28 protein-coding genes, 2 tRNA genes and 1 riboswitch are annotated in these 26797 nt (G+C 38.7%); of the genes, 12 read left to right on the top strand and 18 right to left on the bottom strand.

The window, feature by feature from the left end; translation table 11 throughout:
* Nucleotides 1-12: 12 nt before the first annotated feature.
* Complete coding sequence (locus B9T27_RS11165) at nt 13-2067, bottom strand: site-specific recombinase (protein ID WP_086206907.1); 2055 nt, start codon at nt 2065-2067, stop codon at nt 13-15.
* Between the two features lie 20 nt (nt 2068-2087).
* On the bottom strand, nt 2088-3065 hold the full coding sequence (gene sdsA, locus B9T27_RS11160; RefSeq protein WP_086206906.1) for an All-trans-nonaprenyl-diphosphate synthase: 978 nt from the start codon (nt 3063-3065) through the stop codon (nt 2088-2090).
* Nucleotides 3066-3483: 418 nt separating this feature from the next.
* Here sdsA and rplU point away from each other — a divergent pair, with 418 nt between their 5' ends.
* The 8 genes from rplU to B9T27_RS11120 all read left to right on the top strand — a co-directional run bounded on the left by rplU (nt 3484) and on the right by B9T27_RS11120 (nt 10971).
* Complete coding sequence (gene rplU, locus B9T27_RS11155) at nt 3484-3795, top strand: 50S ribosomal protein L21 (RefSeq protein WP_086206905.1); 312 nt, start codon at nt 3484-3486, stop codon at nt 3793-3795.
* 19 nt (nt 3796-3814) lie between these two features.
* Nucleotides 3815-4072: a 50S ribosomal protein L27 gene (gene rpmA, locus B9T27_RS11150; RefSeq protein WP_086206904.1), complete on the top strand. Its 258-nt coding sequence runs from the start codon at nt 3815-3817 to the stop codon at nt 4070-4072.
* 221 nt (nt 4073-4293) lie between these two features.
* Nucleotides 4294-4989: an outer membrane lipoprotein chaperone LolA gene (lolA, locus tag B9T27_RS11145; RefSeq protein ID WP_086206903.1), complete on the top strand. Its 696-nt coding sequence runs from the start codon at nt 4294-4296 to the stop codon at nt 4987-4989.
* 170 nt (nt 4990-5159) lie between these two features.
* Entirely contained in the window at nt 5160-6665 is a 1506-nt protein-coding gene (locus B9T27_RS11140; RefSeq protein ID WP_228146209.1) for a carotenoid oxygenase family protein, read from the top strand.
* A gap of 122 nt (nt 6666-6787) precedes the next feature.
* Complete coding sequence (locus tag B9T27_RS11135) at nt 6788-7561, top strand: RsiV family protein (RefSeq protein ID WP_086206902.1); 774 nt, start codon at nt 6788-6790, stop codon at nt 7559-7561.
* A 129-nt stretch (nt 7562-7690) separates the two neighbouring features.
* Nucleotides 7691-8962: a serine--tRNA ligase gene (gene serS / locus B9T27_RS11130; protein ID WP_086206901.1), complete on the top strand. Its 1272-nt coding sequence runs from the start codon at nt 7691-7693 to the stop codon at nt 8960-8962.
* Between the two features lie 83 nt (nt 8963-9045).
* Complete coding sequence (cysG, locus tag B9T27_RS11125; protein ID WP_086206900.1) at nt 9046-10443, top strand: siroheme synthase CysG; 1398 nt, start codon at nt 9046-9048, stop codon at nt 10441-10443.
* A gap of 48 nt (nt 10444-10491) precedes the next feature.
* Nucleotides 10492-10971 carry a tRNA (cytidine(34)-2'-O)-methyltransferase gene (locus B9T27_RS11120; RefSeq protein WP_086206899.1) on the top strand — a complete coding sequence of 160 codons (480 nt, stop codon included), beginning with the start codon at nt 10492-10494 and terminating at the stop codon, nt 10969-10971.
* 116 nt (nt 10972-11087) lie between these two features.
* Here B9T27_RS11120 and B9T27_RS11115 read toward each other — a convergent pair whose 3' ends face one another.
* The 6 genes from B9T27_RS11115 to rpoD all read right to left on the bottom strand — a co-directional run bounded on the left by B9T27_RS11115 (nt 11088) and on the right by rpoD (nt 18178).
* Nucleotides 11088-12473 carry an APC family permease gene (locus tag B9T27_RS11115; RefSeq protein WP_086206898.1) on the bottom strand — a complete coding sequence of 462 codons (1386 nt, stop codon included), beginning with the start codon at nt 12471-12473 and terminating at the stop codon, nt 11088-11090.
* A gap of 266 nt (nt 12474-12739) precedes the next feature.
* Complete coding sequence (locus B9T27_RS11110) at nt 12740-13924, bottom strand: iron-containing alcohol dehydrogenase (protein WP_086206897.1); 1185 nt, start codon at nt 13922-13924, stop codon at nt 12740-12742.
* Nucleotides 13925-13927: 3 nt separating this feature from the next.
* Nucleotides 13928-14461, bottom strand: coding sequence for a hypothetical protein (locus B9T27_RS11105; protein WP_086206896.1), 534 nt, complete (start codon nt 14459-14461; stop codon nt 13928-13930).
* 81 nt (nt 14462-14542) lie between these two features.
* The gene (gene lipB, locus B9T27_RS11100; RefSeq protein ID WP_086206895.1) at nt 14543-15202 is read right to left on the bottom strand and encodes a lipoyl(octanoyl) transferase LipB; all 660 of its coding nucleotides are present in this window, start codon (nt 15200-15202) and stop codon (nt 14543-14545) included.
* A 623-nt stretch (nt 15203-15825) separates the two neighbouring features.
* The gene (locus B9T27_RS11095; protein WP_086206894.1) at nt 15826-16119 is read right to left on the bottom strand and encodes a YbeD family protein; all 294 of its coding nucleotides are present in this window, start codon (nt 16117-16119) and stop codon (nt 15826-15828) included.
* A gap of 109 nt (nt 16120-16228) precedes the next feature.
* Nucleotides 16229-18178 (bottom strand): RNA polymerase sigma factor RpoD, encoded by a 1950-nt coding sequence (gene rpoD, locus B9T27_RS11090; protein ID WP_416224404.1) that lies wholly within the window; start codon nt 18176-18178, stop codon nt 16229-16231.
* 298 nt (nt 18179-18476) lie between these two features.
* On the opposite strand from rpoD, the gene B9T27_RS11085 reads away from it, so the two are divergent.
* Together B9T27_RS11085 and B9T27_RS11080 are read left to right on the top strand one after the other, a co-directional pair.
* Nucleotides 18477-18686 (top strand): PA3496 family putative envelope integrity protein, encoded by a 210-nt coding sequence (locus B9T27_RS11085; protein ID WP_086206892.1) that lies wholly within the window; start codon nt 18477-18479, stop codon nt 18684-18686.
* Between the two features lie 66 nt (nt 18687-18752).
* Entirely contained in the window at nt 18753-19277 is a 525-nt protein-coding gene (locus B9T27_RS11080; protein ID WP_086206891.1) for a YecA family protein, read from the top strand.
* A gap of 250 nt (nt 19278-19527) precedes the next feature.
* Here the strand turns inward: B9T27_RS11080 and B9T27_RS11075 are convergent, their stop codons facing one another.
* A complete protein-coding gene (locus tag B9T27_RS11075; RefSeq protein WP_086206890.1) occupies nt 19528-20106 on the bottom strand; it encodes a DedA family protein in 579 nt (192 codons plus the stop codon).
* Between the two features lie 133 nt (nt 20107-20239).
* Entirely contained in the window at nt 20240-20740 is a 501-nt protein-coding gene (locus B9T27_RS11070; RefSeq protein WP_086206889.1) for a DUF2938 domain-containing protein, read from the bottom strand.
* A 65-nt stretch (nt 20741-20805) separates the two neighbouring features.
* Here B9T27_RS11070 and B9T27_RS11065 point away from each other — a divergent pair, with 65 nt between their 5' ends.
* Complete coding sequence (locus B9T27_RS11065) at nt 20806-21234, top strand: helix-turn-helix domain-containing protein (RefSeq protein ID WP_086206888.1); 429 nt, start codon at nt 20806-20808, stop codon at nt 21232-21234.
* Between the two features lie 17 nt (nt 21235-21251).
* On the opposite strand, the gene B9T27_RS11060 is transcribed toward B9T27_RS11065, so the two are convergent.
* Nucleotides 21252-22184 (bottom strand): rhodanese-related sulfurtransferase, encoded by a 933-nt coding sequence (locus B9T27_RS11060; protein WP_086206887.1) that lies wholly within the window; start codon nt 22182-22184, stop codon nt 21252-21254.
* Nucleotides 22185-22301: 117 nt separating this feature from the next.
* Here B9T27_RS11060 and B9T27_RS11055 point away from each other — a divergent pair, with 117 nt between their 5' ends.
* Nucleotides 22302-22790 (top strand): DUF1289 domain-containing protein, encoded by a 489-nt coding sequence (locus B9T27_RS11055; protein WP_086206886.1) that lies wholly within the window; start codon nt 22302-22304, stop codon nt 22788-22790.
* 58 nt (nt 22791-22848) lie between these two features.
* Here the strand turns inward: B9T27_RS11055 and ribB are convergent, their stop codons facing one another.
* The 7 genes from ribB to B9T27_RS11020 form a co-directional block, all read right to left on the bottom strand.
* Nucleotides 22849-23508, bottom strand: coding sequence for a 3,4-dihydroxy-2-butanone-4-phosphate synthase (gene ribB / locus B9T27_RS11050; RefSeq protein WP_086206885.1), 660 nt, complete (start codon nt 23506-23508; stop codon nt 22849-22851).
* Between the two features lie 108 nt (nt 23509-23616).
* Nucleotides 23617-23796: riboswitch (FMN riboswitch) on the bottom strand.
* Nucleotides 23797-24037: 241 nt separating this feature from the next.
* On the bottom strand, nt 24038-24418 hold the full coding sequence (gene panD, locus B9T27_RS11045) for an aspartate 1-decarboxylase (RefSeq protein WP_086202976.1): 381 nt from the start codon (nt 24416-24418) through the stop codon (nt 24038-24040).
* A gap of 144 nt (nt 24419-24562) precedes the next feature.
* Complete coding sequence (gene pth, locus B9T27_RS11040) at nt 24563-25141, bottom strand: aminoacyl-tRNA hydrolase (RefSeq protein WP_086206884.1); 579 nt, start codon at nt 25139-25141, stop codon at nt 24563-24565.
* A gap of 18 nt (nt 25142-25159) precedes the next feature.
* Entirely contained in the window at nt 25160-25456 is a 297-nt protein-coding gene (gene rplY / locus B9T27_RS11035) for a 50S ribosomal protein L25 (protein WP_086206883.1), read from the bottom strand.
* Nucleotides 25457-25555: 99 nt separating this feature from the next.
* The gene (locus tag B9T27_RS11030; protein WP_086206882.1) at nt 25556-26509 is read right to left on the bottom strand and encodes a ribose-phosphate pyrophosphokinase; all 954 of its coding nucleotides are present in this window, start codon (nt 26507-26509) and stop codon (nt 25556-25558) included.
* Between the two features lie 36 nt (nt 26510-26545).
* A tRNA-Gln gene (locus B9T27_RS11025) sits at nt 26546-26620 on the bottom strand.
* A gap of 89 nt (nt 26621-26709) precedes the next feature.
* A tRNA-Gln gene (locus B9T27_RS11020) sits at nt 26710-26784 on the bottom strand.
* Nucleotides 26785-26797: the final 13 nt, after the last annotated feature.

Here is a 26797-nt window from a genome sequence, read left to right as displayed (position 1 = left end):
ATAACAAAAAATTTAATGGTTTAACTTTTGTTGAGATGAATTTTCATCTTCAATTTTTAACGGTTGTTGAGGTGGCCAAAAGAAATCGAGTGGCCGTGTCACGAAATGGGTTAAGACCAATTTGGCCAAAGGCTTCCATTGTTCAAAGCGAACTCGTCTAGCTCTTAACGCCACAATAATCGTCAGAGTGAAGCTAACAAATAGATTGGTGAGACCAATGAGCATGACCCCTAAAAAGGAAACGATGATTAAGCCGATATCTGGTGCACCATTAATGCTCATTAAACCTTGAATAAAGTTTGCTGATGCAAAGGCAATATGACGGATATCCAGTGGTAAGCCTAAGATGAAACCTAGAGTACCCATACTGCCGAGCATGATCCCAAATAAGAAATTACCAGCTAAAGCACCCAAATTCCGTTCCATATAGTCTGCAAATTTATTTAATCGCGGTTGCCCCATAATTCGTTTGAGTCGAGGGTGGGCTTTTAAGCGTGGGCCGACTTTGCGATAAACTGCCATGTTGTCAAAATAACCTGCAATTAAACCAGATAAAAATAAGCAAACTCCTGCAATAGCAGCATGAAAAATAGCTAAAGAGGTGAACGGATTTAGACTGTGTAATAGTGCCGTTGCTTTCGTATGTGTGAGTAAAGGCTCAGACATTAGCACTTGCCACAGATAGGTGATCAGCGCTGCAGTTGGGATGGCAATAGAAATATTGCCCAAAATCGCAATAAATTGTGTGCGAATAATATTAATAATTAAGCCAGCCAGTTCAGCGATTTGAGCAGTTTTAGAACCTTTACGATGTTGAACTGTAGAGGCTAGAGCTGCTGCTGTCATTGCGGGTTGTTTGGTAGCAACAGTAAAATGCAACACATGAATTAGCATAAAGCCAAAGGAATAATTCATGCTATATATGAATGCTTGCATTAAAGGGGCAAGAATTAATCGACTGGCCAGTATTTTTAAAGTTGCCATCATGGCAATAATCACACCTGCACCAGCAGCTGCGATATACATACCAAAAAAACCCTGCTTGTCGGTACTTACATAATGCTCACCAGTTTTACTGGCGTTTTCAGTAACTTGTAAGGCGATCAGTTCACTATTGGCTTTGAGCAATTCACGCACACTGGTTTCACTGTAATGTGCATCAACGAAATCCTTTAATAACATTGTTAAAGACTGATAACGTATTTGATGGTTTTCAATAATAAGATTTAAAAGCAGCTCAATACGATCTAAACATTGTTCCAATAAAGATAACAAATACGTCAAACTTAAGCTGACGCCAATACGTTTGATCGCACGGCGTACTTTAAAAACAATGTCACGACATTGTTCAATCATCACCAAAGCTTGATCGGCATTGGCAGGTGCAATAATTTGGATATCTTCATTCTTTGGGGATGATTTTTTATAGGCTTCAATGAATTCTACAATTTCACGATTTTGTACTAAAAAAGGTGATTCATATTCGGTCAGTTCAGGTTGTGCATTGATAAATTCAGGATATAGGCCAATACCACTAATTCGATAAGATAAAATGGTAACGGCTTTAATCAATTCGCGGTTGATGTCTAACTTTTCATTCTGAAAGCCATGACCCTGATCTAAAAGTTGGAAAAACTGCATCCATAGGTTTTCATCAATTTGATCTAACCATTGCACATCAGTTTTTAAATAAAAAACTTGAGCAACTAAATAGCTAAGATCGGATTCATCTTTAAGTAGGGGGAGGAAATGTGCGCCTAAGCGTTGCCCAAGTTGATTCCAAAATCCATCTAAAGATAGAATTCCACTGTCAGCATATAAGTTAGTTTGTTTGTAGTGATTGATTAATTTGAGTAAATAGCCTTGAAGGTTATTCGTGGCATTGGGTGAAATTAATAATGCTTGAATCAATAATTTAAAATTTTTATTGGATGTATCTGGATCATTACTGTCTTTGGGTCGTATACGTTTAACCAGTTCAATAAGAATATTTTCATCAGGAACCGCTTGTGGTGTCTCAAGCTGTTCCTGCATGTTTAGGAAGAGATCATTAAAAATTATATGCATAGGCAAAAAGTAACTTAAGTTTATTGAATTCGATGTAAGGCAAGTTGTGCCAAATTATGGAGTGCTTGACGATAGTCACTTTCAGGTAATTGTTGTAAAGCATTCAGGGCAGATGTAGTTTCTTCATGGGCACGTTGACGACAATAATCTAATGCACCAGAAGTATTCACGATTTCAATCACACGATCTAAGTCTGCAACACCACCGGTTGCTATACTTTTACGGACTATATTATGTTCTTCACCAGTGGTATTTTTTAAGGCAGAGATTAATGGCAAAGTTGGTTTACCTTCCATTAAATCATCACCAATATTTTTACCTAAGGTTTCTGCATCTGAGGTGTAATCTAAAATATCATCAATAATTTGGAAGGCATTGCCAAAATGGCCAGCAAATAAACGTAACGGTTCACGGTATTCATGTTTACCTGCAAGAATCGCAGCACCTTCTGTCGCTAATTCAAATAAGCGTGAAGTTTTTCCATGAATAATACTTAAATAAGTGGCTTCATCTGTATCTGGTTGATGTTGCGCTTGAAGTTGTAAAACCTCACCTTCTGCAATCTCACAAGTTCCAGTGGAGAAGTCTTTCAGTAAGACCATATTGTTTAAGTCGACCAAAAGATCAAAAGCGCGTGAAATAAGGAAATCACCGACCAGAACCGCTGTTTGATTGTTCCATGTAGCATTTGCTGTTGGACGACCACGACGTAAACCAGATTCATCTACTACATCATCATGTACTAGTGTTGCGGTATGTAGCATTTCAATAATCGCAGCCAGCTTTTGGGCATTGATTAAATTAGTTTCTCCACAAATATGGGCTGCCAATAAACACATGATTGGGCGCATACGCTTGCCACCGGCTTCAACTACATGTTTACTGACTGACATCACGAGTGCAACTTTCGAGCTAATCCCTTCATTAATAAGCTTGTCCATCGCAGCAAAGTCAGTGGCAACAGGGGCGAGAATATCTTGCTTAAAATCGATGGTCATGTGAAAGGAGTCCTCTTGCAAATGTGTTCAATTTGATGAGTAGTGTAACAATTAATATCAAGTCATGTCATTGATACAAACAAATACGTTTATGAATCTTGATGATTTGTATTGAATTTATCCAAAAAATGAGTGCCGTGAAATACAGCATCATTGTTTTGTACCACATAGTAGCCGATTTGTTTTAAAAATCTATTTCAATTTTTATAAAAAATGATGTGAAACAAATCTTAAATTCTGTAAAAGTACATTGGTTCATAAATATTTGACATAGATGTTAATAAATAGCCAAAATTACTTGTTGTTTAATTAATTATCACTTAAAATCTTTGCCCTTGTATAACTCCCAGTGGCGATCGTATTAAGATCGATATATTCCTGTATCGACACGACGACACGGGCAAGTTTGGAGTACATTATGTACGCAGTAATCCAAAGCGGTGGTAAACAGCACCGTGTTGTTGAGGGTGAAACCCTTAAAGTAGAATTGTTGAAAGCTGAAACTGGTACAACTATTACGTTTGATGACGTATTAATGCTTGTAAACGGCGAAAGCATTCAAATTGGTGCTCCAGTTGTTGCTGGCGCTACAGTAACTGCTGAAATCGTTAGCCATGGTCGTCACGACAAAATTCGTATTGTAAAAATGCGTCGTCGTAAGCACTATCGTAAACAACAAGGTCACCGTCAATGGTTCACTGAGTTGAAAATTACAGCTATTTCAGGCTAATTACGAGGAGTAAATAGACATGGCAACTAAAAAAGCCGGTGGATCGACACGAAATGGTCGTGACTCAAACCCTAAAATGTTAGGTGTTAAAATGTACGGTGGTCAAGCTGTGACTGCTGGTAACATCATTGTTCGTCAACGTGGTACAGAATTCCACGCTGGTGCAAACGTAGGTATGGGCCGTGACCATACTTTATTTGCTACCGCTGATGGCGTGATCAAATTCGAAGTGAAAGGTCAGTTTGGCCGTCGCTACGTAAAAGTTGAAACTGCATAAGTTTTAATTTTTTTAAAAAAACCCGCATTTTTTGCGGGTTTTTTTATGCAGCAACATTTCTATTCAAGCTGCAATGATCTTCATCATGATGGATGAATTTCTACAATTGACAGCAATAAAAATACAAAAGTTCTTATATTCTAAATTATTAGCAATTGAATTTGGTTTAAGATGAGACATCAAACAAATTTCGCTTGAGCAAATAGATAAAAGGTGAACCTATGAATATGCTTCGTAAAACGATGGGTGCTGTTGCAATGAGTGCAATCATGCTTGCACCAGTCGTAAGCACTAATGTTTTGGCAGCGACTGCTGCATCGGAGCAACAAGCAACCGCAAACTTAGTTAAACAATTAGGTGATATTAAAAGTTTAACCGCTAACTTTGAGCAAACAACTCAAGTTACTGGTGGTGGTAAAGTCGCGCAAAAAAAAGGTTTATCTGCACAGCATATGAATCAAACTTTTAAGGGGGTGATGAAAGTTGCTCGTCCTGGTAAATTTTATTGGGAAACTACATCTCCTGCGAAACAAACCATTATTACAACAGGTCGAACTGTATGGATTTATGATCCAGATCTGCAACAAGCTGTTCGTCAAAGTTTAGATGACCAAGTAGCAAATACCCCTGCATTGTTATTGAGTGGGAATACCTCACAAATTATGCAGGCATATCGCATTACTCAGCCGAATGCGAGCAAAACCTATTACACGCTGTATCCTAAACAGAAAGATGGCGCTTTCCAAAGCTTAACCATTAGTTTTGGTACTCAAAATGCACCTAATTTAATGGTACTTCAAGATTCATTAGGCCAAACGACTACCGTGAAATTTAATAATGTGAAAGTGAATCCATCTATTTCAGCAGCCACTTTTAATTTTACACCGCCTAAAGGTACGGATATTATTGATCAGTAAATTTGCAATGTGCTGATGTTTCTTAAGCAACCGAAAGGTTGCTTTTTTTTAATGTCGAAGACAAGCATGAAATCCATTAATCTAAAAAATAAAATGGATCTTTGAAGTTGGATTAAACTTAATGCAGGTATAAAACTAGCACTCGATAAAACAATAATAGGATCGATTCAATGGCTAATTATCATCACACTCAGAACAAGATAATTGAAAATAATGAAAAGACATTAATCATGGATTATCCACGGATGACACCGTTGAAATCAAAACTGAATGTATTGCGTCAAAGCATCATGCAAAAGGGCCTGCATTGGTTGCAAAAAAAATCTAAATTACCCAGTAATAATCCTTATTTGGACGGTATTTTTGCTCCTGTTGCGGAAGTAGAACAATTAAATTTCAAGGTGCATGGTGAAATTCCACAACACTTAAATGGTATGTTGTTGAGAATAGGGCCAAATCCGATTCATGTGGAGAATCACGCACTTTATCATTGGTTTGTTGGTGATGGGATGTTACACGCTTTGCGTATTGAAAATGGTCAGGCGAAAAGTTTTAAAAGTCGTCTGATTGAAACAGATGCTGTGCAGAATACAAAACAGCAGCCACTGAAAGATGGTTTTCGTCGTGGTCCAAGTGGTGTGGTGAATACCAATGTGATTTATCATGCCAATAAAATTTGGGCTTTAATTGAAGCGGGTACGTTTCCTGCGCGTTTAGACTTAGATCTAAATACAGAAACACATCAATTTTTTTATACAGATGCTGATTTGCCCTTTACCGCACATCCGCATAAAGACAATCAAACAGGGCGTTTACATGCCATTTGTTATGATGCTTTAGATCCTCGGCATGCTTATTATGAGGTTTTGGATCAAAATGGGCATCTAATTTATTTTGCAAAAATACCTGTTAAACATGGTCCCATGATTCATGATTGTGCCATCACGGCAACTGATGTCTTAATTTTTGATTTTCCTGTAACTTTTTCTGTAGCACAACTATTGAAAGGCAGTAGTTTACCGTATGTTTGGAATGATCAGCATCAAGCACGTATTGGAGTTTTGCCTAAATTTGGTCAAGCATCTGAAATTCAGTGGGTAGATGTTGAGCCATGTTTTGTTTTTCATGCCGCCAATGCTTATCGAAATGAGAAAAATAAAATTGTTGTCGATCTGGTTGTACATCAACAGATGTTTCAGCAGTCGCAGCAGGGTCCATTTGAGCAACAAAATGTACAATTAGAGCGGTGGAGTATTGATGTAAAAACCTCAGCAATTCAACGTGAAGTGATTGATACTCAAGCGCAAGAGTTTCCAAGGATTGATGAGCGTTATACTGGTGAGGCCCATCGTTATCTTTACGCCGTCAGTTTTGATGAACAGAAAATGACAGCAGCAAATCAATTACGTTGTCATGATGTTTTAGAACGACGCTTAACCACGTATTCTTTTGGAGAGGAGTGGGTTACTGGAGAGGTAGTCTTTGTGCCTGAATCTATGCAGAGTCCAGAAGGTGTAGGATATTTAATGTCTTATGTACATCACATTGATGCTTTACCCAGTAAAGTTGTGATTCTGAAGGTGAATGGCACCGAAATACAATTGCAAGCAGAAATTGATTTAGGCGTACGTGTGCCTTTAGGTTTTCATGGAAATTGGGTGGATTTATCTACATAAGAGCAGTTTTTGATCTTAAATCTCGAATCTATTTACTAAAGGATACATTTTTAAATTTCATTGAGTTACAGGGCTTTGTATAGTGCAAGGGTTTGGTAAGGATAATAAGGTTTGAAAATAAAATGACGCAACATGTAATGAAACAATGGTTTTGGGCAGTTCCAGTATCGATCGCTGTGGTTTTAATGCTTGGTTGTCAGGAAAAGCCCGCACCGCAGGTCAATACAGTCGCAGCAGAAAAACAGCACACGATTCCATTAATTCAAGCCAAAGTGATTCGTGTTGTACTTCCTAAAAAGCAATTTTGTGATGATGAAGGGTGTACGCAATATGATTTACAAACTATTCAAACGCAAGTACCGTGGATTGATGCTTATTTTTTAGGCCGTATAAAAAAAGATGTCCCAGATGCTTTTACAGCGAATGATAAGGTGCGTGCTGAAGTAAACACCCAGAAAGGCCTGAATCAAAATACAATTTATGTGCAATTCATTGCGCAGCACTATAATTTGGCAACCTTTGTAATTCAGTCCTATATTTATAATGCAGGTGCAGCGCATGGTATGTCACATCAGGAGTTTGTTACTTTTGATTTGAATACTCAGAAGCGTTTGGCATTGACTGATATTTTAAAGCCGAATGTTGAAGTGAAAGTTGCAGATGCGCTATATGAGGCCAATATAAATTGGTTGCAACAGCACAATATTGAACGTGCTAAATTACAATTGAGTGATAACTATTACTATGGCATCAACGGGATTGTCTTTGTTTATCCATTGTATGAGCTGGCCTCTTATGCAGAAGGAATGTCTGAGTTAACACTTCCTTATGCTATGGCGAAAGATTTGGTTAAAGCTGAGTATTTACCGAGTTTACCTGAATATGGTAACCCGTAATTTTTAGGCTTAAAACTATAATTGACGTCTTATTATTCGAAACATAACCAGTGGATAGCTCTTTCACTATATTTTTAAGTGCTAAGAGCTTACACTATAGTCAGTTTTTTTCTTTCCTAAAGATTGGCTATGATTGACCCGAAATTACTCAGAAATAATATTGAGGCTGTAAATTTAGCCTTAGCAAAACGTGGTGTACAACTTGATGTGAACGAGTGGGCATCTCTAGAAGCTCGCCGTAAAGATATTCAGTCCAAAACTGAAGCTTTACAAGCGGAACGTAATTCGGGTGCGAAACAAGTCGGTCAAATCAAAAAATCTGGTGGTGATGCTTCAGAAATCATGGCACGAATGAGTGCGATTGGTGATGAAATTAAAGCTGCCGAGACTGCATTGCATGAATTGCAAGCCGAAATTGAAACAAAATCTTTATCTATTCCTAACTTACCACATGAGTCTGTGCCAGAGGGTAAAGATGAAAGTGATAATGTTGAAATTTTGAAGTGGGGTAAACCGCGTCAATTTGATTTTGAAATTAAAGATCATACTGACCTTGGTGAAATGATGGGTGGTCTTGAGTTTGAAACTGCGACTAAATTGACGGGTACACGTTTTAGCGTACTCAAAGGCCCATTGGCGCGATTGCAGCGTGCTTTGACTCAATTTATGTTAGATACGCATACACTTAAAAATGGTTATACTGAAGCGTATGTACCATATTTGGTCAATGCAGATTCTTTACGTGGCACAGGTCAGCTTCCTAAATTTGAGGAAGATTTATTCAAAATCCAAGGTGAGAAAGAATACTATCTCATTCCAACTGCCGAAGTTCCAGTCACCAACTTTGTGCGTAATGAAATTATTGATGCTAACCGTCTGCCATTGAAGTATGCCGCGCATACACCTTGTTTCCGTAGCGAAGCAGGTTCATATGGTCGTGATACTCGTGGTTTAATTCGCCAACACCAGTTCGATAAAGTTGAAATGGTGCAAATTGTTAAACCTGAAACATCAATGCAAGCACTTGAAGATTTAACAGGGCATGCGGAAGGTATTTTACAAGCACTTGGCTTACCGTATCGTAAAATCATCTTATGTGGTGGCGATATGGGCTTTGGTGCAATTAAAACTTATGATTTAGAAGTTTGGGTGCCGAGCCAAGATACTTATCGTGAAATTTCAAGTTGTTCATGTATGGGTGATTTTCAAGCACGCCGTATGTTGGCACGCTACCGTGTAGACCAAAAGAAAACAGAGTTAGTGCATACTTTAAATGGTTCTGGTTTGGCTGTGGGTCGTACTTTATTGGCAGTGATGGAAAACTATCAACGTGCAGATGGCTCAATTGAAATTCCAGAAGCACTCCGTCCATATATGGCAGGTACTACGTATATCGATTAACTCTTGCAAGAGTCGATATACTGTATAAGTTTGTTTATAAAAAATTGCTATAGATGATCAGATCTAAAATATTGAGGTAGTTCGTGGATATCTTTCCAATCTCTTTAAAGTTGCAACAGCAACCTTGTCTGATTGTCGGCGGTGGGCATATTGCTTACCGTAAGGCAATACTTTTGGCGAAAGCAGGTGCAATCATTGATGTGATTGCACCTGAAATTGATCAGCAGCTGTTAGCGCTTGTAAGCCAAAGTTGTGGGCAATACGTTGCAGCGAAATTTGAACAACAATTTAATAGTCAAAGTTCTGATTTAAATGGTTTGCGTAAATATCGATTGGTTATTGCTGCCACAGATAGTAAAGATACCAATCAATACGTTTTTGAAGTTTGTGAAGCTGAAAATATTCTAGTCAATAGTGTAGATGATCCACCACATTGCCGTTTTATGGTGCCTGCAATTATTGATCGTTCTCCTTTAGTGATTTCTATTGCGACGAATGGTACATCTCCAGTTTTATCCCGCCAGATTCGGACTCAGCTTGAAGCGAATATTCCACATGGTATGGGCAAGCTTGCTGAGTTTTCTGGTAAATGGCGTACTGCTGTTAAAGCTAAAATATTAAATCCCGATGAACGTCGGATCTTTTGGGAGGACTTATATGCAAGCCCACTCAAAGAACAGGTATTTAATGACAATATTGCCGCAGCAGATACTTTAATCGAGCAAGCATTGGTGGAATGGAAAGCACCACAAGGTGAGGTCTATTTGGTCGGAGCAGGGCCGGGTGATCCAGAGCTATTGACGCTGAAAGCATTACGTTTAATGCAACAAGCAGATGTAGTGATCTACGATCGTTTGGTCTCGCAACCGATTTTAGATTTATGCCGCCGTGATGCTGAAAAAGTTTATGTAGGTAAAGCGCGTTCGAATCATGCGGTACCACAAGAAGGTATTAATGCACTTTTGGTTAAATATGCAGCACAAGGCAAACGTGTTTGTCGCTTAAAGGGTGGTGATCCATTTATCTTTGGGCGTGGTGGTGAGGAAATTCAGGAGCTGTTTGCATCTGGCGTCAGTTTTCAGGTGGTTCCCGGTATTACTGCTGCTTCGGGCTGTTCGGCATATGCTGGTATTCCTCTGACACACCGTGATTATGCGCAAAGTGTTCGTTTTCTCACTGGGCACTTAAAAGAAGGTTCACCTGAGCTGCCATGGCATGAATTGGTCTACGCAAATCAAACCTTAGTGCTCTATATGGGCTTAGTAGGGTTGGAAAAAATTTGTGAGCAATTGATTGCGCATGGTCAACGTCCAGATATGCCAGTGGCTTTAATCTCGAAAGGTACCACACCTGAACAAAAAGTCGTGGTGGGAACTTTGGCAGATATTGCTTCTAAAGTTTCAGAACATCAAATTCAAGCACCGACATTGACCATTATTGGTGAAGTCGTGAGTTTGCGTGAACAATTACAGTGGCAATAAAAGTATTACCACTGCTTATTTTTATGATTAATTAAGTCGAGAACTCCCGTGATTCATGTCGTCCTATTTGAGCCTGAAATTCCTGCAAATACAGGGAATATCATTCGTTTATGTGCGAATACTGGAGCGCAGTTACATTTAGTCAAGCCATTAGGTTTTGAGCTGGATGACAAAAAATTGAGACGTGCGGGATTAGATTATCATGAATGGGCACACATGAAAGTGTGGGAAAATTTTACTGAATGCCTAGCTTATCTTGAAGTACAAGGAGTTGAGCGCGATGCAATCTATCCTTTAACAACGAAAGGATCTGAAACACCGCATACTTCGGATTTGAATCGTTCTGTGGCCTTGTTAATGGGGCCTGAAACCCGTGGTTTACCTGAAGATGTGCGGATGATGTTTCCAAAGGATCATTGGATTTGTTTGCCAATGGCCGCCACTTCACGCAGTTTAAATTTGTCGAATGCCACGGCTGTGATTTTATATGAAGCGTGGCGTCAGCAAGGGTTTGCTGAATTAAAATAACTGAATTAAGTTGTTTTTAGTGTCCTTTGAGGAAAGCAGTTTTATTTTTAAATTACAATTAAAACGTGAAAAAAAGGCGCATTAAGCGCCTTTTTTTGAACATGAATAATTTCTAATTATTCATGTTCATTGTGCTGTGGTGCAGGATAACGGAAACCTTTGGTTTTATAACCAAGATATAAAATACCGAACATTGCCCACCATAGACCATATTTTAATGAGGTTTCTTCAATCTCTAGCCATAAAGCAAAGATGCTAAAGAAACCAAATAATGGAATAACCACATAATTGATAATGTCTTTGATATTTTTGGTACGACCATCACGTAATGCATATCGTGAAATCACCGATAAGTTTACAAAAGTGAAAGCAGTTAAAGCACCAAAACTAATCAGTGAAATCACCATATCTAGACTCATAAAACCAGCCATTAAGGCTACAGCACCTACAATTAAAATATTGTAGGATGGTGTAAAGCTTTTCGGACTAATATGGCCAAAAATCTTTTTATTAATCACACCATCACGGCCCATTACATACATTAGGCGAGATACGCCCGCATGTGCTGAAATACCTGATGCTAGTACGGTAATAATTGCAAAGCCTAATACCACCGATTGGAATAGACTACCGCCAATTAATAGAATTTCAGGCTGAGTTGCGGCAATATCTTTAAAGTAGCTTTTAGGATCACCAGGATAGTATAACTGCATAATGTACGTGCTGATGATAAAGATAACTCCAGCAAATAAAGCAGTCATAAAGATCGCACGTGGCAGTGTACGTTCAGTATCTTTGGTTTCTTCAGCCAGAGAGCTGAGTGAGTCAAAACCTGTGAAGGAGAAGCACAGTAGCGTCGCACCAGTAATAAGCGCACCGACTTGTGTAAGCTCATTCCAAAAAGGTGCAAGACTCCATAAGTGACTGCGTTGCTCCGCACTCATTATGCCATCTGCGTTGATACCTGCATTTAATTTCGTATATAACAGATACGTAAATGCGGTAATCACAACCAGTTGGAATAGAACAATCAGGCTGTTAAAGTTGGCAACGAAACGTACACCACGTAAGTTAACTGCGGTCATTACGGCTGTTAGTCCAAAGACCCAAATCCAATGATTAACATCTGGGAAGAGTGCTTCCAAGTAGATAATCGCCAAGATAATGTTCACCATTGGCGAGAGTAGATAATCTAGCCAAGAAGACCAGCCCACCATAAAGCCAACATTGGGATGAATCGATTTTTGAGCATAAGTGTACGCTGAACCCGCAGAAGGGTAGCGCTTAATCATATGCCCATAACTGATCGACGTCAGTAAGATTGCGACAAGCGCAAAAATATATGAGGTAGGAACGTGAAAATGACTTTCTTCGGATACTAAACCAAAAGTATCAAATAAGGTCATAGGTTGAATATAAGCTAAACCGATAATAATGATGTGCCAGAAACCTAGCGTTTTTTGCAGTTTAGCTGCCGGTTGAGTCCCAGTGTTAATAGTCAACGGCGTTATCCTCTTAATCGTTGATCAAGGATCAGTCATGTTTATAAGGACCGTTTGAGACGAAACGATCCCCCCTACGAATAAAACAAAAGTGCGCCAATCTACTCTAAATGGTATCTTTTGTCAGTAACTTTGTGATTTTTTTAGTAAATAAGATGGTTTTTTATGCAAAAAACTAAAGGCTCTATTTCTGATTAGAGAAAAGCCTGATGTTTATAAAATTCATCAGGCTTAATTTAAATATAACACGGCTTATTTTTGAGTCATTACCATGCTTTTTCTAAGATATTTCGTAAATCTTTGAAAGTTGCTTCTTTCGGGTTATAGATAATCGAACCATCATTGAGTGCTTTTTCAGCCACGTCATCTAACTGCTCTTTGGTTACTTTTCCTGTTTCGCTTAGTGTGCGAGGAAGCTTAGTTCGTGCATATAGGTGGTCACGCATAGTATTTAACATTGCAATGGTTTTGTCTGCACGTAGATTGGCTGGTGTTTGTGCATAAATATCTGCACCGGCTAACGGAAGTAACAAATCAGCAATTTTATCGCCATTGACTTCTTTGTTGTATTCCAGCACATAAGGCAGGAATAAATTCATACATAAACCGTGTGGTAAATGTGCAACAGCACCCAATGCATGTCCCAATGAATGGACAATGCCCACCATGGAATTTGAGAAGGCAATACCGGCCATGGTTGAAGCTTGAGCCAGCTCTAAACGCGCTTGAGCATCATTTGGATTATCTAAAACATTAAACATGTTATTGCTGATTTTTTTAATTGCTGCGGTTGCATAAGCATCTGAAATTGGATTTGCTGCCATACAGGTATATGCTTCAATCGCATGCGTCATAGCATCCATGGCAGTCATAGCAGTTAAATGCGGTGGTAGCGTTTGGGTCATGCGTGGATCTAAAATCGCAGCATGTGGCATTAAATAATTTGAAGCAAATGCCATTTTGACATGCTTTTGATTGTCAGAAACGACAGCTACCATGGTCACTTCTGAGCCAGTGCCTGATGTCGTTGGAATCACGAAAAATGGTTTTAAAGGATTGGGTAGGTTATGTGCACCTGAATATTTAGTTAGATCATTGCCACCTTCAGTGACTAAAATATTGGTTGCTTTAGAGGTATCAATGACTGAGCCACCGCCTACGGCAATAATGGCATCACAACCATTTTCACGATAAGCTTTTGCTGCAGCTTGTACTGTTTCAAGGCTAGAGTCTGGTGGAACATCATCAAAAATAAAGCCAATTTCAACATCCGTTGGCTCAAAAGCAGCTTCGATCGGCGTTAAAAGATGATTGCTGCGCACGCCTTTATCGGTAATGATCATTGGGCGTTTAGAGCCTAATGCCGCAAGTTCGTAAGGAATATGTTCTAACGCAGCATGACCAGCGATCACTTTAACGGGACAAAAAAATTCGTAATATGGTTTAGCCATGTATTATGCACTCCCTTTTAAATAAGATTGGGCAACTTTTAAATAAATATTTGCTGCACCAGTTAATTTTTCTTTTAACGTTAATTCGCGTGGATATTCTTTCACAGCCAATTCTGCGACAAGTTTTGGCAAAATTAAGGCTTCCATTTTATTTAAACAACGAACTAAGCGGATGGCATAGCTTAAATCACCATCAGCAATCATACGGTCGTTGGCAAAAGCCTGAGCGGTACTTTCTTGAAATGAAAAAACTAAAAACGCATGATGTAAATGTTTAAAGGTAATGGTCAGATCTGGTTTATCTGCTAAGGATTTCACCAGTTCTAACTCTTGTTGTGGTGTTACTTTTGCAATAAACGCAATATCATTTTGGAAGACATCCATAGATAATGTAAAGCCAACTGGGAATTTAGACACTTCATGTCTAATTTCATCATCGACTTGGCTCGCCATTACCAAGCCCCGGCCAATCACATCCATCATGAGTTTGACGTAGGCTTGTTCTAAAGCGGGTTTTACTGATTTGGTTGAAATCACTCGCTTATCCCTTTAATAAAAAATTTTATTTATATTTTAGAGTAATTACTCTAATTTATTCTCAGGTAAAAATAAAGCCATTTATACTGGAATGACTTTAAGGTCACTAAAGTAACCGCTATTATCCATATATTCAATCACATCCATACATAATTGCTTATAGTTAGGAGGGTGTGGCAAAAGATCGCAGACTCGCACCATTTCTAAACCTGCGTAGCCGCACGGATTAATGGTGTGAAATCCAGTCAAATCACAGTCAATATTTAATGCTAAGCCGTGATAACTGCGGCCTTTACGTATTTTAAAACCTAATGAGCCAATTTTGCGTTCATTAACATAGACCCCTGGTGCATCAGGTTTTGCGTAGGCTTCGATGTTGTGTTTTTTTAATAAGGCGATCATTAAGTTTTCAGCAAAGGAAACAAGTGTACGTACATTCCATTTGAGTCGATTTAAATCAAACATAAAATAGATCACCATTTGTCCTGGTCCATGCCAAGTTACTTGACCACCACGATCAGATTGAACAATAGGGATGTCGCTCGGTATCAGGATGTGTTCAGGTTTGCCAGCTTGCCCTTGGGTTAAAACATTGGCGTGTTGTAAAATCCAAAGTTGGTCTGGTGAATATTCATCACGTTGTTCAGTATAGCTTTTCATCTCTTGAAAGCGTTCAGTATAGGGAGTGAGTTCCAGATACTGGCGTACAACTAAAGCAGGTTTTAGAACAGCATCATTCACTTGATGTGTGTCCTTTAATGCAAAAAAGAATGGATTAATTATAAATAAATAGTACGTCAATAGGGAGGAATTATCAGACTAGATATTTGTATTGAAAAACAATTTATTATCATGAATGTATATCATTGATATTGGTGATGAACGCTGATTTTTTTAAATAAATATTTATTTTTTATTATAAAAATTATGTCTGCATTTAACTTAGATATGCAATTCTAAAGGTCTAAAAATAATATTACTGGCTTGTTTTTCGCTTATAGATGATTAAGAGTAAAGTAAAAAGGAATTTAAATATGAATAAAAATCTAAAGTATATTGTTCAAGTCGGGGCGAGTAGTGCTACTGAAATATTTATATGCAGACAATTTTGGATAGGCTTTATCTGGTATATAGCTACCTATGACTAAAACAGGTCTTTGTTGAATAAAACATAATAGGGTGTTTTACAGCTCATTAGAAATTTTCCAACATAGAGACAATCGCATTGTATGGTTGTTGGAATCGCTAAAATGCACCATCTTATGATGGTTTACATGTTCACGTGTAATAACAAAATGGAATTGAGTGGCTGAGATTGAGGATATAAAAAACACGCTCAAAGGCGTGTTTTTTAGTTTTAAGATTTACAGAGCTGTTTTAATTAATGGGCAAGCTGCTAAATCTGCATACAGTGCATGAACTTGTTCAAGTTCTACAAAGGTGATTTGTGCAGTTAAAGAATGATATTTCCCAGTCCGTGATGGTTGTATCTTGATACTTGTGCCATCAAAATCAGGGAAGTGCTTCACCATAATATCTACAACAGCATCATGCAAATCTTCGTGAGCTTCACCAATCAATTTAATCGGATAATCCATAGGGAATACCCAAAGATGTTCTTGAAGTTCGCGTGATGGTGTACGGTCTACTAGAGTCATAGTCGCTCCTTATATCAAACGCCTGCAAAAGAGCAGGCGTTATATTCTTTATTACATATATAATGGGGATACTTGATTGATTATTCAAGTCCCCCATTGTTGTTAACGGTTAGTCATTTTCTAAAAATGAACGTAGATGTTCAGAGCGAGAGGGATGACGAAGTTTACGTAATGCTTTAGCTTCAATCTGACGAATACGTTCACGCGTTACATCAAATTGTTTACCGACTTCTTCCAAAGTATGATCGGTTGGCATATCGATACCAAAACGCATTTTCAGGACTTTAGCTTCACGTTCAGTTAAGTTTTCAAGTACTTCACGAGTAGCTTCTTTTAAGCCTTCTGAAGTTGCGGCATCAATTGGAGAAGTGATGTTGCCATCTTCAATAAAGTCACCAAGATGCGAATCTTCATCATCACCAATCGGTGTTTCCATCGAAATTGGTTCTTTCGCAATTTTAAGAACTTTACGAACTTTCACTTCATCCATTTCCAAACGCTCACCTAATTCTTCAGGCGTTGGCTCACGGCCCATTTCTTGAAGAAGTTGACGAGATACACGATTGATTTTGTTAATCGTTTCAATCATATGTACTGGAATACGAATGGTACGTGCTTGGTCCGCGATTGAACGGGTAATCGCCTGACGAATCCACCAAGTTGCATAAGTTGAGAATTTATAACCACGACGGTATTCAAATTTATCAACGGCTTTCATTAGGCCGATATTACCTTCCTGAATTAAATCGAGGAATTGTAAACCACGGTTGGTATATTTTTTCGCAATCGAAATTACCAAACGTAAGTTGGCTTCAACCATTTCTTTCTTCGCACGGCGTGCTTTGGCTTCGCCAATTGCCATCCGTTTAGAAATGTCCTTAATGTCTTTAACACTTAGGCCTAATTCTTTTTCAAGATCAGCAATTTTCTGTTGGAATGCCAGAACATCTGGACGTACTTTTTCTAAATAACCTTTTTGGTCAGCAGGTGCTTTTGCAATCTGTTCATCTAACCAAGCTGGATTTGATTCTTGACCTGGGAAAGATGTACGGAATTGAGTGCGATCCATACGACCACGACGAACTGCATAACGCATTACTTCACGTTCAGATGTACGAATTTGTTCATGCGTGCCACGAATCATTTCTGAAATAATGTCAAATAAACGCGGTGTAAATTTAAACATCATGAATACAGTCGCAAGTGCTTCCATTGCTTCCGTTGCTTCAGTCGTATCACGACCACCTTTAGCAATCGCAACTTTGGCATTATTCCAAACGTTTTTTAATTCGTCGAAACGTGCTTTTGCAATTTCAGGATCTGGACCAGATTCACCTTCCGATTCATCATCATCGCTGCTTTCAGCTTCTTCTTCTTCGTCATCATCCAATTTTACATCTTTGGTCGGTTTTTTAGATGAATCTTCTTCAACTTCATCTAATTCTTCCGCGACTTCTTCCAATACTTCAGGAATAGGTTCATCAGATTCTGGGTCTAAATAACCAGACAAGAGATCTGCTAAGCGACGTTCACCAGCTTCATAATCTTTATATTCTTGTAATACAACTTCAACAGCATTTGGCCAATAAGCGATTGAATGAAGAACGTCACGAATGCCTTCTTCAATACGTTTCGCAATATTAATTTCGCCTTCACGAGTCAAAAGCTCAACTGTACCCATTTCACGCATATACATACGAACAGGGTCGGTGGTACGCCCAGGCTCGCTTTCTACAGAGGCAAGTACGGCTGCAGCTTCTTCTTCTGCAACTTCATCCGCAGCTTCAGTATTACCTTCGAACATCGTATCATCAGATTCAGGCGCACGTTCGTGCACAGGAATGCCTACATCTTGAAGCATTTGAATAATGTCTTCAATTTGTTCGCTTTCTGTGATTGAGTCTGGTAGATGATCGTTAACCTCAGCGTAGGTTAAGTAACCTTGTTCTTTGCCTCGGCTAATCAGAGCCGCTACTTGTGAAGTAGGGGAATGCTTATCGCTCATCTTTGCTCTCTTCTCGTTGAATCTGTGACAGTGAAAAACCGTGCATGATAGCACAATTCGCTAAAATAGTATCTGAGTTGGTCTCGCTCAAATCCGTTTGAAAAAAATCTTAAATTTCACAACTATTTTAAATAGTCGGGGCGTAAAAATTATTTTCAAGCCCAATTGCTATTTTTTACAAATGTGTTAGAAATTGTGTAATTATTAGTTCAATAATGACATAAAGTTGGCGTTGAATAGAAGTATAATCTCGGTTTTATATGTAAAAATTAAATAAAAATTGACAATGTATTAAAACTAAGATAAATAGCGCCTAGACCCATTCACATTTTTTCACATTGAGGTAGTTTTAGTGTCTTCTACAGATTTTGAACTAGATGATAACTACGGTGATGATGATGTTAGTTTTGAAGAGTCACCTAGCAAAATTAGCGCCAAAGAGTCTTTAGAAAAGCGCCGCTTGATAGATGACCTACTTGCACAACGCCGTTTAGATCGTGAACTGAAAGATTTTGATTATGATCTGGATGATGACGATGATTTTGATGACAAAGACGAATAAATTCAGATTGGGTATAGCTTGTGAAAATGCTATGCTACTCCCTAATTCAAATATGTTGGAATCGAAATGAGTGCTTTAGATTTGGACCTGTTGAGTGAATATCTAGATGGCGACCAAAATGAGCATGGTCTAGATTTCGCGGCAACTCATGGTTTTTTATGTGCAACCGCAGTAGGCCCAGCTTTTGATCAGTGGCTTGATGAGCTTTTTGATAATAATCAAAAGAACGTTCCGAGTGAAATAATTGCGCAGATTAAGGCATGGTTAGAATCAATTCGTCAAAACTTAGCCAATGAAGAAGGCATTGAGTTTCCTTTTGAAATTGAAGAAGCAGATGTAGAGTCAAGCTTAGGTGATTGGAGCGTTGGTTTTGTTGATGCGATGTTCCTCAATGAAGAAGCATGGTTTACACCTGAATATGAAGATCAATTGGTTGATTTATCTTTACCAATGATGATGTTCAGTGGTATCGATGATGAAGATCCACAAATGGAATCTTTCCGTCGTAATGGCCAATTGATGGATGAAATTGCAGAAGAAATTCCAGCGAACTTAAATGAAATTTATTTGATGTATCACACACCAAAATAATGATTTAGTTTTGTTAAAAACACCTCTTTGGAGGTGTTTTTTTATGCAAATTTAAATTGAAATAGAGTTTTGTATATAATTTGAAATGTATAAAGAGGCTAGCAATTCAATCAATAGCAAAAGTGCTTGAAAATGGCCTGCTTCATTTTGGAGTCTTTTTAAAGCTATGGATCTAAGCTATTACATAAAATTAAGGTCATTGTATAGGTTGTTGAAAATGCTTTTCATTTTAGCTACAGCACAGTAGTAATTATTTTTTTGGATAAAATTTACGATAAGCCCAATACATTAAAAAAATAAATACAAGACTTACTATTATGTAGCCGACTCGATGCAAAATTTCCTGCATTAGTACAACATTATTGCCAAAATAATAACCAATACAGGCCAAAAAAGTCGTCCAAATAATTGTACCTAAAGCACTATAGGTCATAAATTTCCAAAATGGCATATGACTCATTCCAGCAGGAATGCTAATTAAAGAGCGTATAGCTGGAATCATCCGTCCAAAAAATACAATCCGATGTCCATATTTTTCAAACCAAGCTAAAGCCTTTTCTACATCTTTGGATTTAATCCATAGGTATTTACCATAGCGGTCAATCCAACTCAAAATTTTATGATTTGGGATTTTTAGACCAATCCAGTACAGTAAAGCTGCAGCGATGAGTGATCCTAAGCTGCCTGAAATAATGACACCTGAAAGTAAGAGTTGACCTTTGGATGCTGCGAACCCTGCTGAGGGCATAATGACCTCAGAGGGGATAGGAGGAAATACATTATCTAGGAACATCAGGATTGCGATCCCAAAGTAGCCCAGTTGTTCCATTATGGAAATAATCCAGTCAGTCATAGTTTCGATACATCATTTTTAGCTCTATCCTAAGTTTAATAACAAAGAATTACATTACTATTTGTATATTTAATTTTATTACTCATTGCATGAATGATGCCTATATTATTTAAAGTAGATGTAACATCTGTAAAATTATAGCGCCTAAATATAAACCAATTCCAAATAAAGCATGGGTGGATAAACTTTTTAGTCGAGCCTTATTGGGTTGTGGGAGTTTTGATGCAGCTACACCAAAACCAAAACAGGGTTGCATAATTAAAAAAGGGAATATCACAGTGCTCAGTCCAAAAGTGAGTGCTGGCAGGAGTTGTGGATTGGCAAGCCATGATTTTCCGACTATTAAAATAAAAATAGCGCTAAACATTAACCCGATCAAATAATGACTGATCCAGCCTATTGCTTTTTCACCTTTTACAATAGGGGTTTGTAAGATGGTTTGATGGAAGGCCTTTCCTTTGAATAGATAGATAATCCATCTTCCGACAAATTTATAATCTAAAGATGGAATATTAAAGCAACGTTTTAAGCAGAATGAATAAAGATCAATCCACAGTGTGGCGAGTATAGCTATGATGAATATGGCGCTATAAAGTTCGATTGAAGTCATTTGAATATTACCTGAAATACTTTAGATTGATCTACTCTACAAGTTGAAGTGAACTTCAAGTCAAGATGAATGAGCTAAGTATTGCAGAATTGGTCAAACGAACAGGCATTCCCAGTTCAACTATTCGCTATTATGAACATGAGGGATTGATTCGTTCGATTGGTCGTAAAGGTTTACAACGTATTTTTCATATTCAAGTTGTAGATCAATTATTATTAATTGGTTTGGGAAAGCAGGCTGGATTTACACTTAAACAATTACATAAAATGTTGCAGAATAAATCTCAACCTATTGATAAAAATAAACTTGAGCAGCGTGCGAGTGAAATTGATGCTCAAATACAGCAATTAGATGCATTGAGACAAAGTCTGCGTCACGTGGCTCAGTGCCAGTATGAAAATCCTTTAGAATGTAGTCAGTTTCAAAAGCTATTAAGAAATGCCTCATTTGCACAAGCTGAAAATAAAAAAGCCATCAAGAATGATGGCAATTAAAATCAAACTTGAATCGCTTATAGGCGTTTGCGTTTTGCAGCAGCAATTTGCGATTGACGCATGCGGAAACCATCTTTTTGTTTTTCTGTAGTTTTATCAATGCAATAAACACATGATACACCGTGATCATAGCTTGGTAGTTCCACTTCAGCTGGAAGTAATGGCCATCCACAAGCATGACATTTAATATTTTGACCTTCTTCAACGCCATGTGTTACTGCAGTACGGCCATCAAATACGAAACATTCACCTTCCCATAGACTTTCTTCAGCAGGTGTTTCTTCTAGATATTTTAAAATACCACCTTTTAGGTGATAAACTTCATTAAAGCCTTCTTGTAGGAGGAGAGAAGTTGATTTTTCACAACGGATTCCACCTGTACAGAACATAGCAATTTTTTTATCTTTATGCTGTTCTAGATTTTGTTTAACGTATTCTGGAAATTCCCGGAAAGTTTCAGTTTTGGGATCAACTGCACCTTTAAAGGTACCAGCTTTGTATTCGTAATCATTACGAGTATCTACTAAGATTACATCCTCACGTGCAATTAGTTCATTCCATTCTTTCGGGTCAAGATAGTGACCGACTAAATCACGTGGCTTTACTTCAACTCCAAGTGTAACAATTTCACTTTTGAGTTTGATTTTCATTTTACGGAATGGTTTATCATCACTTTGTGATTCTTTATATTCCATTGCATTAAAACCTTCATTGAGAAGGAAGGCATGCATTTGATCAATAGCGTCACGATCACCAGCAATTGTACCGTTAATGCCTTCACCTGCAACAATTAGAGTTCCACACAAGTTGATGCTGTTGACTAAATCTAAAAGGCGCTGTTGAAGATCGGCTGGATCTTGAACTGCTTTAAATTGATATAGTGCGGCAACAACCCAACTTGTGGTCGCTTGCTGTTCTACAGGTGCAAGCTGTTCTACAGTAGCGTTCATGGAATACTCCAAATGTATTATGATAGGACAAAATTCAAGGCGCGTATTTTAACGCGAATTGTGTAAATAAGCGAGAAAACCATAAAAGAAATATGGTTTTGTGTGAGGATTTTTGTTTTGAGTAATGATCGTCGAATACCATCTTTCACTCCATGCGCAGGACGTTGTTCTACGGTATTTGGTGATGCAGTATGTCGTGGTTGTCGACGCTTTAACCATGAGGTAATTCATTGGAATACTTATACTGCTGAACAACGCTTAGCGGTATGGAAACGCTTGGATGTGCAATTGGATCAAATTTTAGTTCCCATGTTACCTTTGGCGAATGTACAGCATGTAGAAGGCTTTATTCTTGGGAAGCGGATTCGAGTCTTAGGTACAGCAAGTCAAGGTCGCAAGTTATATCATGCTTTAAAATTATGCGAAAAAAACAAGCATTTAGCTGAAGAAAGTGGTTTGGGTATTACTGCTCAACAAGTTAAACCAATTTGGCAAGAATTTGAACGGCGGGTATTGGCTTTAGCAACGGCAAGTTATGATTTTGCTTTTTTACGTGCAGATGGTATGCGGCATCATTTCTTGCGTACATTAGATGAAGATGAATAATTGCACCAGTAAAAGCCCCATAGCGAGATACGCAGAGCAGGGCTTTTACTGTTTATACCTAAAGATTATGCGTTAAACGATATTGTACAATTTCTTCAATTGTAATGACCGTTAAGTGATGGGTTTGCGCATAAGCTAAAACTTGAATACCTGATGCCATCGTGCCATCTGCATTGGTTAACTCACATAACACACCTGCTGGTTTTAAGCCAGCTAAGCGTGCTAAATCAATCGTTCCTTCGGTATGTCCACGACGTGTTAAAACACCACCTTCACGTGCGCGTAAAGGAAATACATGTCCCGGTCGGTTCAAGTCGCTTGCCACAGCACCTTCTTTGATGGCCGCTTGAATGGTGGTGACACGGTCTTTGGCTGATACACCAGTGGTTACACCTGTTGCTGCTTCAATAGTCACGGTAAATGCAGTTTTAAATTGACTAGAGTTATGTGAAATCATCGGGGGGAGTTCTAAATGATTTGCTAATTGTTCTGTTAGACATAAACAAACAATGCCTGAACCATCACGAATCATTCGAGCCATGGTTTCTACAGTGAGTGTTTCTGCCGCAACAATTAAGTCGGCTTCATTTTCACGATCAAAATCATCCATCACCAAAACAGGTTGCCCTTGGCGAATGTCTTCTAAAGCTTGTTGAATACGTTGTTCAGCAGGAGCAAGAGCTGAAAAGAAAATTTCGGGTTGAATTAAACTAGACATTGAAACGCTCGCGTAATAAAAAAAGTACGATTGAACATTTCAGGACATGAGAAATAGTGGCGTTACGAAACAGATCCAAATACTTTGCATTGGAGATGTATGGTGTGACGTCGTCTTCTTTCATCCGGACTATACCGTCGGCTTTGGTATTTCACCAAATCTGCGTATCGTAGCTGCTTGAAATAAATTTCAGATTAATACGATAAGCTCGTGGGCTGATTAGATCATACTTGGAAAGTATGTCTAACTTACCACCGGTGGGGAATTGCACCCCGCCCTGAAGCGATGTAGCGTTATTATAGGCTTAATTTTCTAAATAAAGCAGCCTTGACTTTAGAATGGTCAGTTCTATTTATTTTAGTTGTTATATTGAATATTATTCTATCTATTAGATTTATATTGATATTTTTAAGATTGAAAACAGTCGTCTCTTAGGAAGCACAGTTTTAAAATATATGGACTGATAAAGTTCAATGATTGAGCACAACAAAAAACCCGCAAGCTGCAGGTTTTTTGAATCTTGATAAGACTATGCTACCTGAACGGGAATACAGTTAGCAGTATGATTCACAGTATTATTTGGATTTGCATACACAAGACGCGGTTTGTGTGCATTTGCTTCTGCAATGGTGAAATCACCAAAGGTTGCAATAATGACTAAGTCACCAACATCTGCTTGATGAGCAGCGCCACCATTCACAGAGATAATGCCTGAATGCTCTTCACCACGAATAGCATAAGTGGTGAAACGTTTACCGTTAGTAACGTTCCAGACATGGATTTCTTCGTATTCACGAATACCAGCTAAATCCAATAACACGCCATCAATAGCACAAGAACCTTCATAGTGAAGCTCTGCTTGGGTGACTACTGCACGGTGAATTTTTGCTTTTAATAAACGAGATAGCATGGCTTGCGTCTCCTAGTTGTCCTAAGACAGTTATCTGTCAGTTAAACAATAACTTCTTTGTTGGGGATACGTTAAAAAGCGCATTTTGCTCTCAAACCAGTATCAAGGCAAGAAAAATTGTTTAACAAAGATTAATTTTGTAATTTACGGTTTGTAGGCATTTATTTGATTCATTGCCTGCTGGATTTCACCATTGACCAATAATTTAATGCGGCCTAGTGCATAGTGAATTGCATCATCCATAAGTGTCTGTTCACTTGTAGGTGCTTTGCTTAAGACATGACCTGATACGCGTTCTTTTGTGCCAGGATGTCCAATGCCAATGCGTAAACGATGAAAGTTTGCACCTAAATGAGGAACAATATCTTTTAAACCGTTATGACCGCCATGACCACCACCTGATTTTAGGCGAATGACACCGGGGTTCATATCGAGTTCATCGTGAGCAATAAGCATTGCTTCGGGAGCAATTTGATAGAATTTTGCGAAGGGGACAACGCTTTGACCTGAGAGGTTCATAAAGGTTGTGGGTAATAGCAGACGAACGTCTTGACCTTCGATATTACCACGACCACTGATGCCCTTATATTTGGGATCAGCTTTTAACTGTATGCCATACTGTTGTGCAAGACGTTCTACGAACCAGAAGCCTGCATTATGGCGGGTTTGGGCATATTCCGTTCCCGGATTACCCAAACCAACAATCAGTGAAAGTTTTGACACTAATTACACCATTAACACTTATGCGCGTTTAAAGTCAGCGTGCATTGGTGTATTTTTAGCTGGGTGACGTTGTAAAGCTTGGATTTTAACGCTTTCAACTGTATCACCGATTTTGATTTCAACAACTTCTTCAAAGAAAGCGTTGTTTTCTAAAGCTTTAACAAGCTCACGAAGTTCTAAAGTTACAGTTACAGGAGCTGCTTCGCCACCGTAAATGATTGCTGGAACTTTAGCTTGAAGACGAAGGCGGCGGCTCGAACCTTTCCCTTGTACTGATTCGTCACGAGCTACTGCATTTAATACGAAGTTTGCCATGATGACATTTCCTCATTAAGATTTAAAATAAACTGAACCTTCGACCAGTTCAGTGATATAAAGCCCTGTTAAAAACAGGGCTTTGAAAATTTCGCGCTTTTATAAATAAGAATCGAACATCGCGCTAATAGATTCTTCGTTGTTAATACGACGAATTGTTTCTGCAACCATACTAGCTACAGAAACTTGGCGAATCTTGCCAAGTTCTAATGCTTCTTGTGACAATGGAATTGTGTCAGTAACAACAAGTTCATCAATCACAGAATTACGTAAGTTCTCTAACGCTTTACCCGATAAAACTGGGTGAGTAGCGTAAGCGATAACACGACGAGCACCAAAAGTTTTCAGTGCATCGGCAGCTTTACATAGGGTACCTGCAGTATCGACCATATCGTCGACAATGACACAGTCACGGTCTTTCACATCACCAATTAAATGCATCACTTGTGATTCATTTGCTTTCTGGCGACGTTTATCGATAATTGCGAGATCGATATCACCCATTTGCTTAGCGACTGCACGTGCGCGAACAACGCCACCAACGTCAGGTGAAACCACCATCAGGTTGTGATGTTGCTGTTGACGAAGGTCAGCAAGCAAAACAGGAGTTCCATAGATATTATCTACAGGAATATCGAAGAAGCCTTGGATTTGGTCGGCGTGCAAGTCGATCATGACAACACGGTCAATTCCCACGGTTGTGAGCATATCTGCAACAACTTTAGCGGTAATTGGAACACGAGTTGAACGTGGTCGACGGTCTTGGCGCGCGTAACCAAAGTAAGGAATAACTGCAGTAATACGACCAGCACTTGCGCGACGCAAAGCATCAGCCATAACGAGGACTTCCATAAGGTTGTCATTCGTTGGGGCACAAGTAGGTTGTACTATAAAGACGTCTTTACCACGCACATTTTCAGTAATTTCGACAGTGATTTCACCATCAGAAAATTTACCGACAGCTGCTGCTCCTAACGGAATATGCAAATGGCTAACGACTTTTTGGGCGAATTGTGGATGCGCTGTTCCACTAAAAACGACAAGATTGGGCATGAAGCACCCTTGGCGGTTGAAATGTATAGAATTAGATGGCAGGGGCGGCTGGATTCGAACCAACGGATGCCGAGATCAAAACCCGGTGCCTTACCACTTGGCGACGCCCCTAATGCGGCAGAACTTTAATATTTATATCGTTATTTGTCAAGATAAATTAACAATTAACCGATAATTTGTTCTATCTTTTTGAAAAACAATGGCAGGGGCGGCTGGATTCGAACCAACGGATGCCGAGATCAAAACCCGGTGCCTTACCACTTGGCGACGCCCCTAATTTGACAGAGT

Origin of the sequence: Acinetobacter sp. ANC 4648 (assembly GCF_002135345.1) — a bacterium.
Taxonomy (GTDB): domain Bacteria; phylum Pseudomonadota; class Gammaproteobacteria; order Pseudomonadales; family Moraxellaceae; genus Acinetobacter.
The sequence above is the reverse complement of the archived record's forward strand: the minus strand, read 5'-3'. Positions and strand labels throughout refer to the sequence as shown.

Excerpts from the sequence above, each read along its gene's own strand:
- B9T27_RS11095 (WP_086206894.1), bottom strand. The coding sequence starts at position 16,119 with ATGACTCTAGTAGACCGTACACCATCACGCGAACTTCAAGAACATCTT.
- B9T27_RS11030 (WP_086206882.1), bottom strand. The coding sequence starts at position 26,509 with ATGCCCAATCTTGTCGTTTTTAGTGGAACAGCGCATCCACAATTCGCC.
- B9T27_RS11135 (WP_086206902.1), top strand. The coding sequence starts at position 6,788 with ATGACGCAACATGTAATGAAACAATGGTTTTGGGCAGTTCCAGTATCG.
- panD (WP_086202976.1), bottom strand. The coding sequence starts at position 24,418 with ATGCTATCTCGTTTATTAAAAGCAAAAATTCACCGTGCAGTAGTCACC.
- B9T27_RS11065 (WP_086206888.1), top strand. The coding sequence starts at position 20,806 with ATGAATGAGCTAAGTATTGCAGAATTGGTCAAACGAACAGGCATTCCC.
- B9T27_RS11060 (WP_086206887.1), bottom strand. The coding sequence starts at position 22,184 with ATGAACGCTACTGTAGAACAGCTTGCACCTGTAGAACAGCAAGCGACC.
- lolA (WP_086206903.1), top strand. The coding sequence starts at position 4,294 with ATGAATATGCTTCGTAAAACGATGGGTGCTGTTGCAATGAGTGCAATC.
- B9T27_RS11075 (WP_086206890.1), bottom strand. The coding sequence starts at position 20,106 with ATGGAACAACTGGGCTACTTTGGGATCGCAATCCTGATGTTCCTAGAT.
- B9T27_RS11110 (WP_086206897.1), bottom strand. The coding sequence starts at position 13,924 with ATGGCTAAACCATATTACGAATTTTTTTGTCCCGTTAAAGTGATCGCT.
- rpmA (WP_086206904.1), top strand. The coding sequence starts at position 3,815 with ATGGCAACTAAAAAAGCCGGTGGATCGACACGAAATGGTCGTGACTCA.
- B9T27_RS11165 (WP_086206907.1), bottom strand. The coding sequence starts at position 2,067 with ATGCATATAATTTTTAATGATCTCTTCCTAAACATGCAGGAACAGCTT.
- rplU (WP_086206905.1), top strand. The coding sequence starts at position 3,484 with ATGTACGCAGTAATCCAAAGCGGTGGTAAACAGCACCGTGTTGTTGAG.
- sdsA (WP_086206906.1), bottom strand. The coding sequence starts at position 3,065 with ATGACCATCGATTTTAAGCAAGATATTCTCGCCCCTGTTGCCACTGAC.
- B9T27_RS11080 (WP_086206891.1), top strand. The coding sequence starts at position 18,753 with ATGAGTGCTTTAGATTTGGACCTGTTGAGTGAATATCTAGATGGCGAC.
- serS (WP_086206901.1), top strand. The coding sequence starts at position 7,691 with ATGATTGACCCGAAATTACTCAGAAATAATATTGAGGCTGTAAATTTA.
- B9T27_RS11140 (WP_228146209.1), top strand. The coding sequence starts at position 5,160 with ATGGCTAATTATCATCACACTCAGAACAAGATAATTGAAAATAATGAA.
- B9T27_RS11070 (WP_086206889.1), bottom strand. The coding sequence starts at position 20,740 with ATGACTTCAATCGAACTTTATAGCGCCATATTCATCATAGCTATACTC.
- ribB (WP_086206885.1), bottom strand. The coding sequence starts at position 23,508 with ATGTCTAGTTTAATTCAACCCGAAATTTTCTTTTCAGCTCTTGCTCCT.
- rplY (WP_086206883.1), bottom strand. The coding sequence starts at position 25,456 with ATGGCAAACTTCGTATTAAATGCAGTAGCTCGTGACGAATCAGTACAA.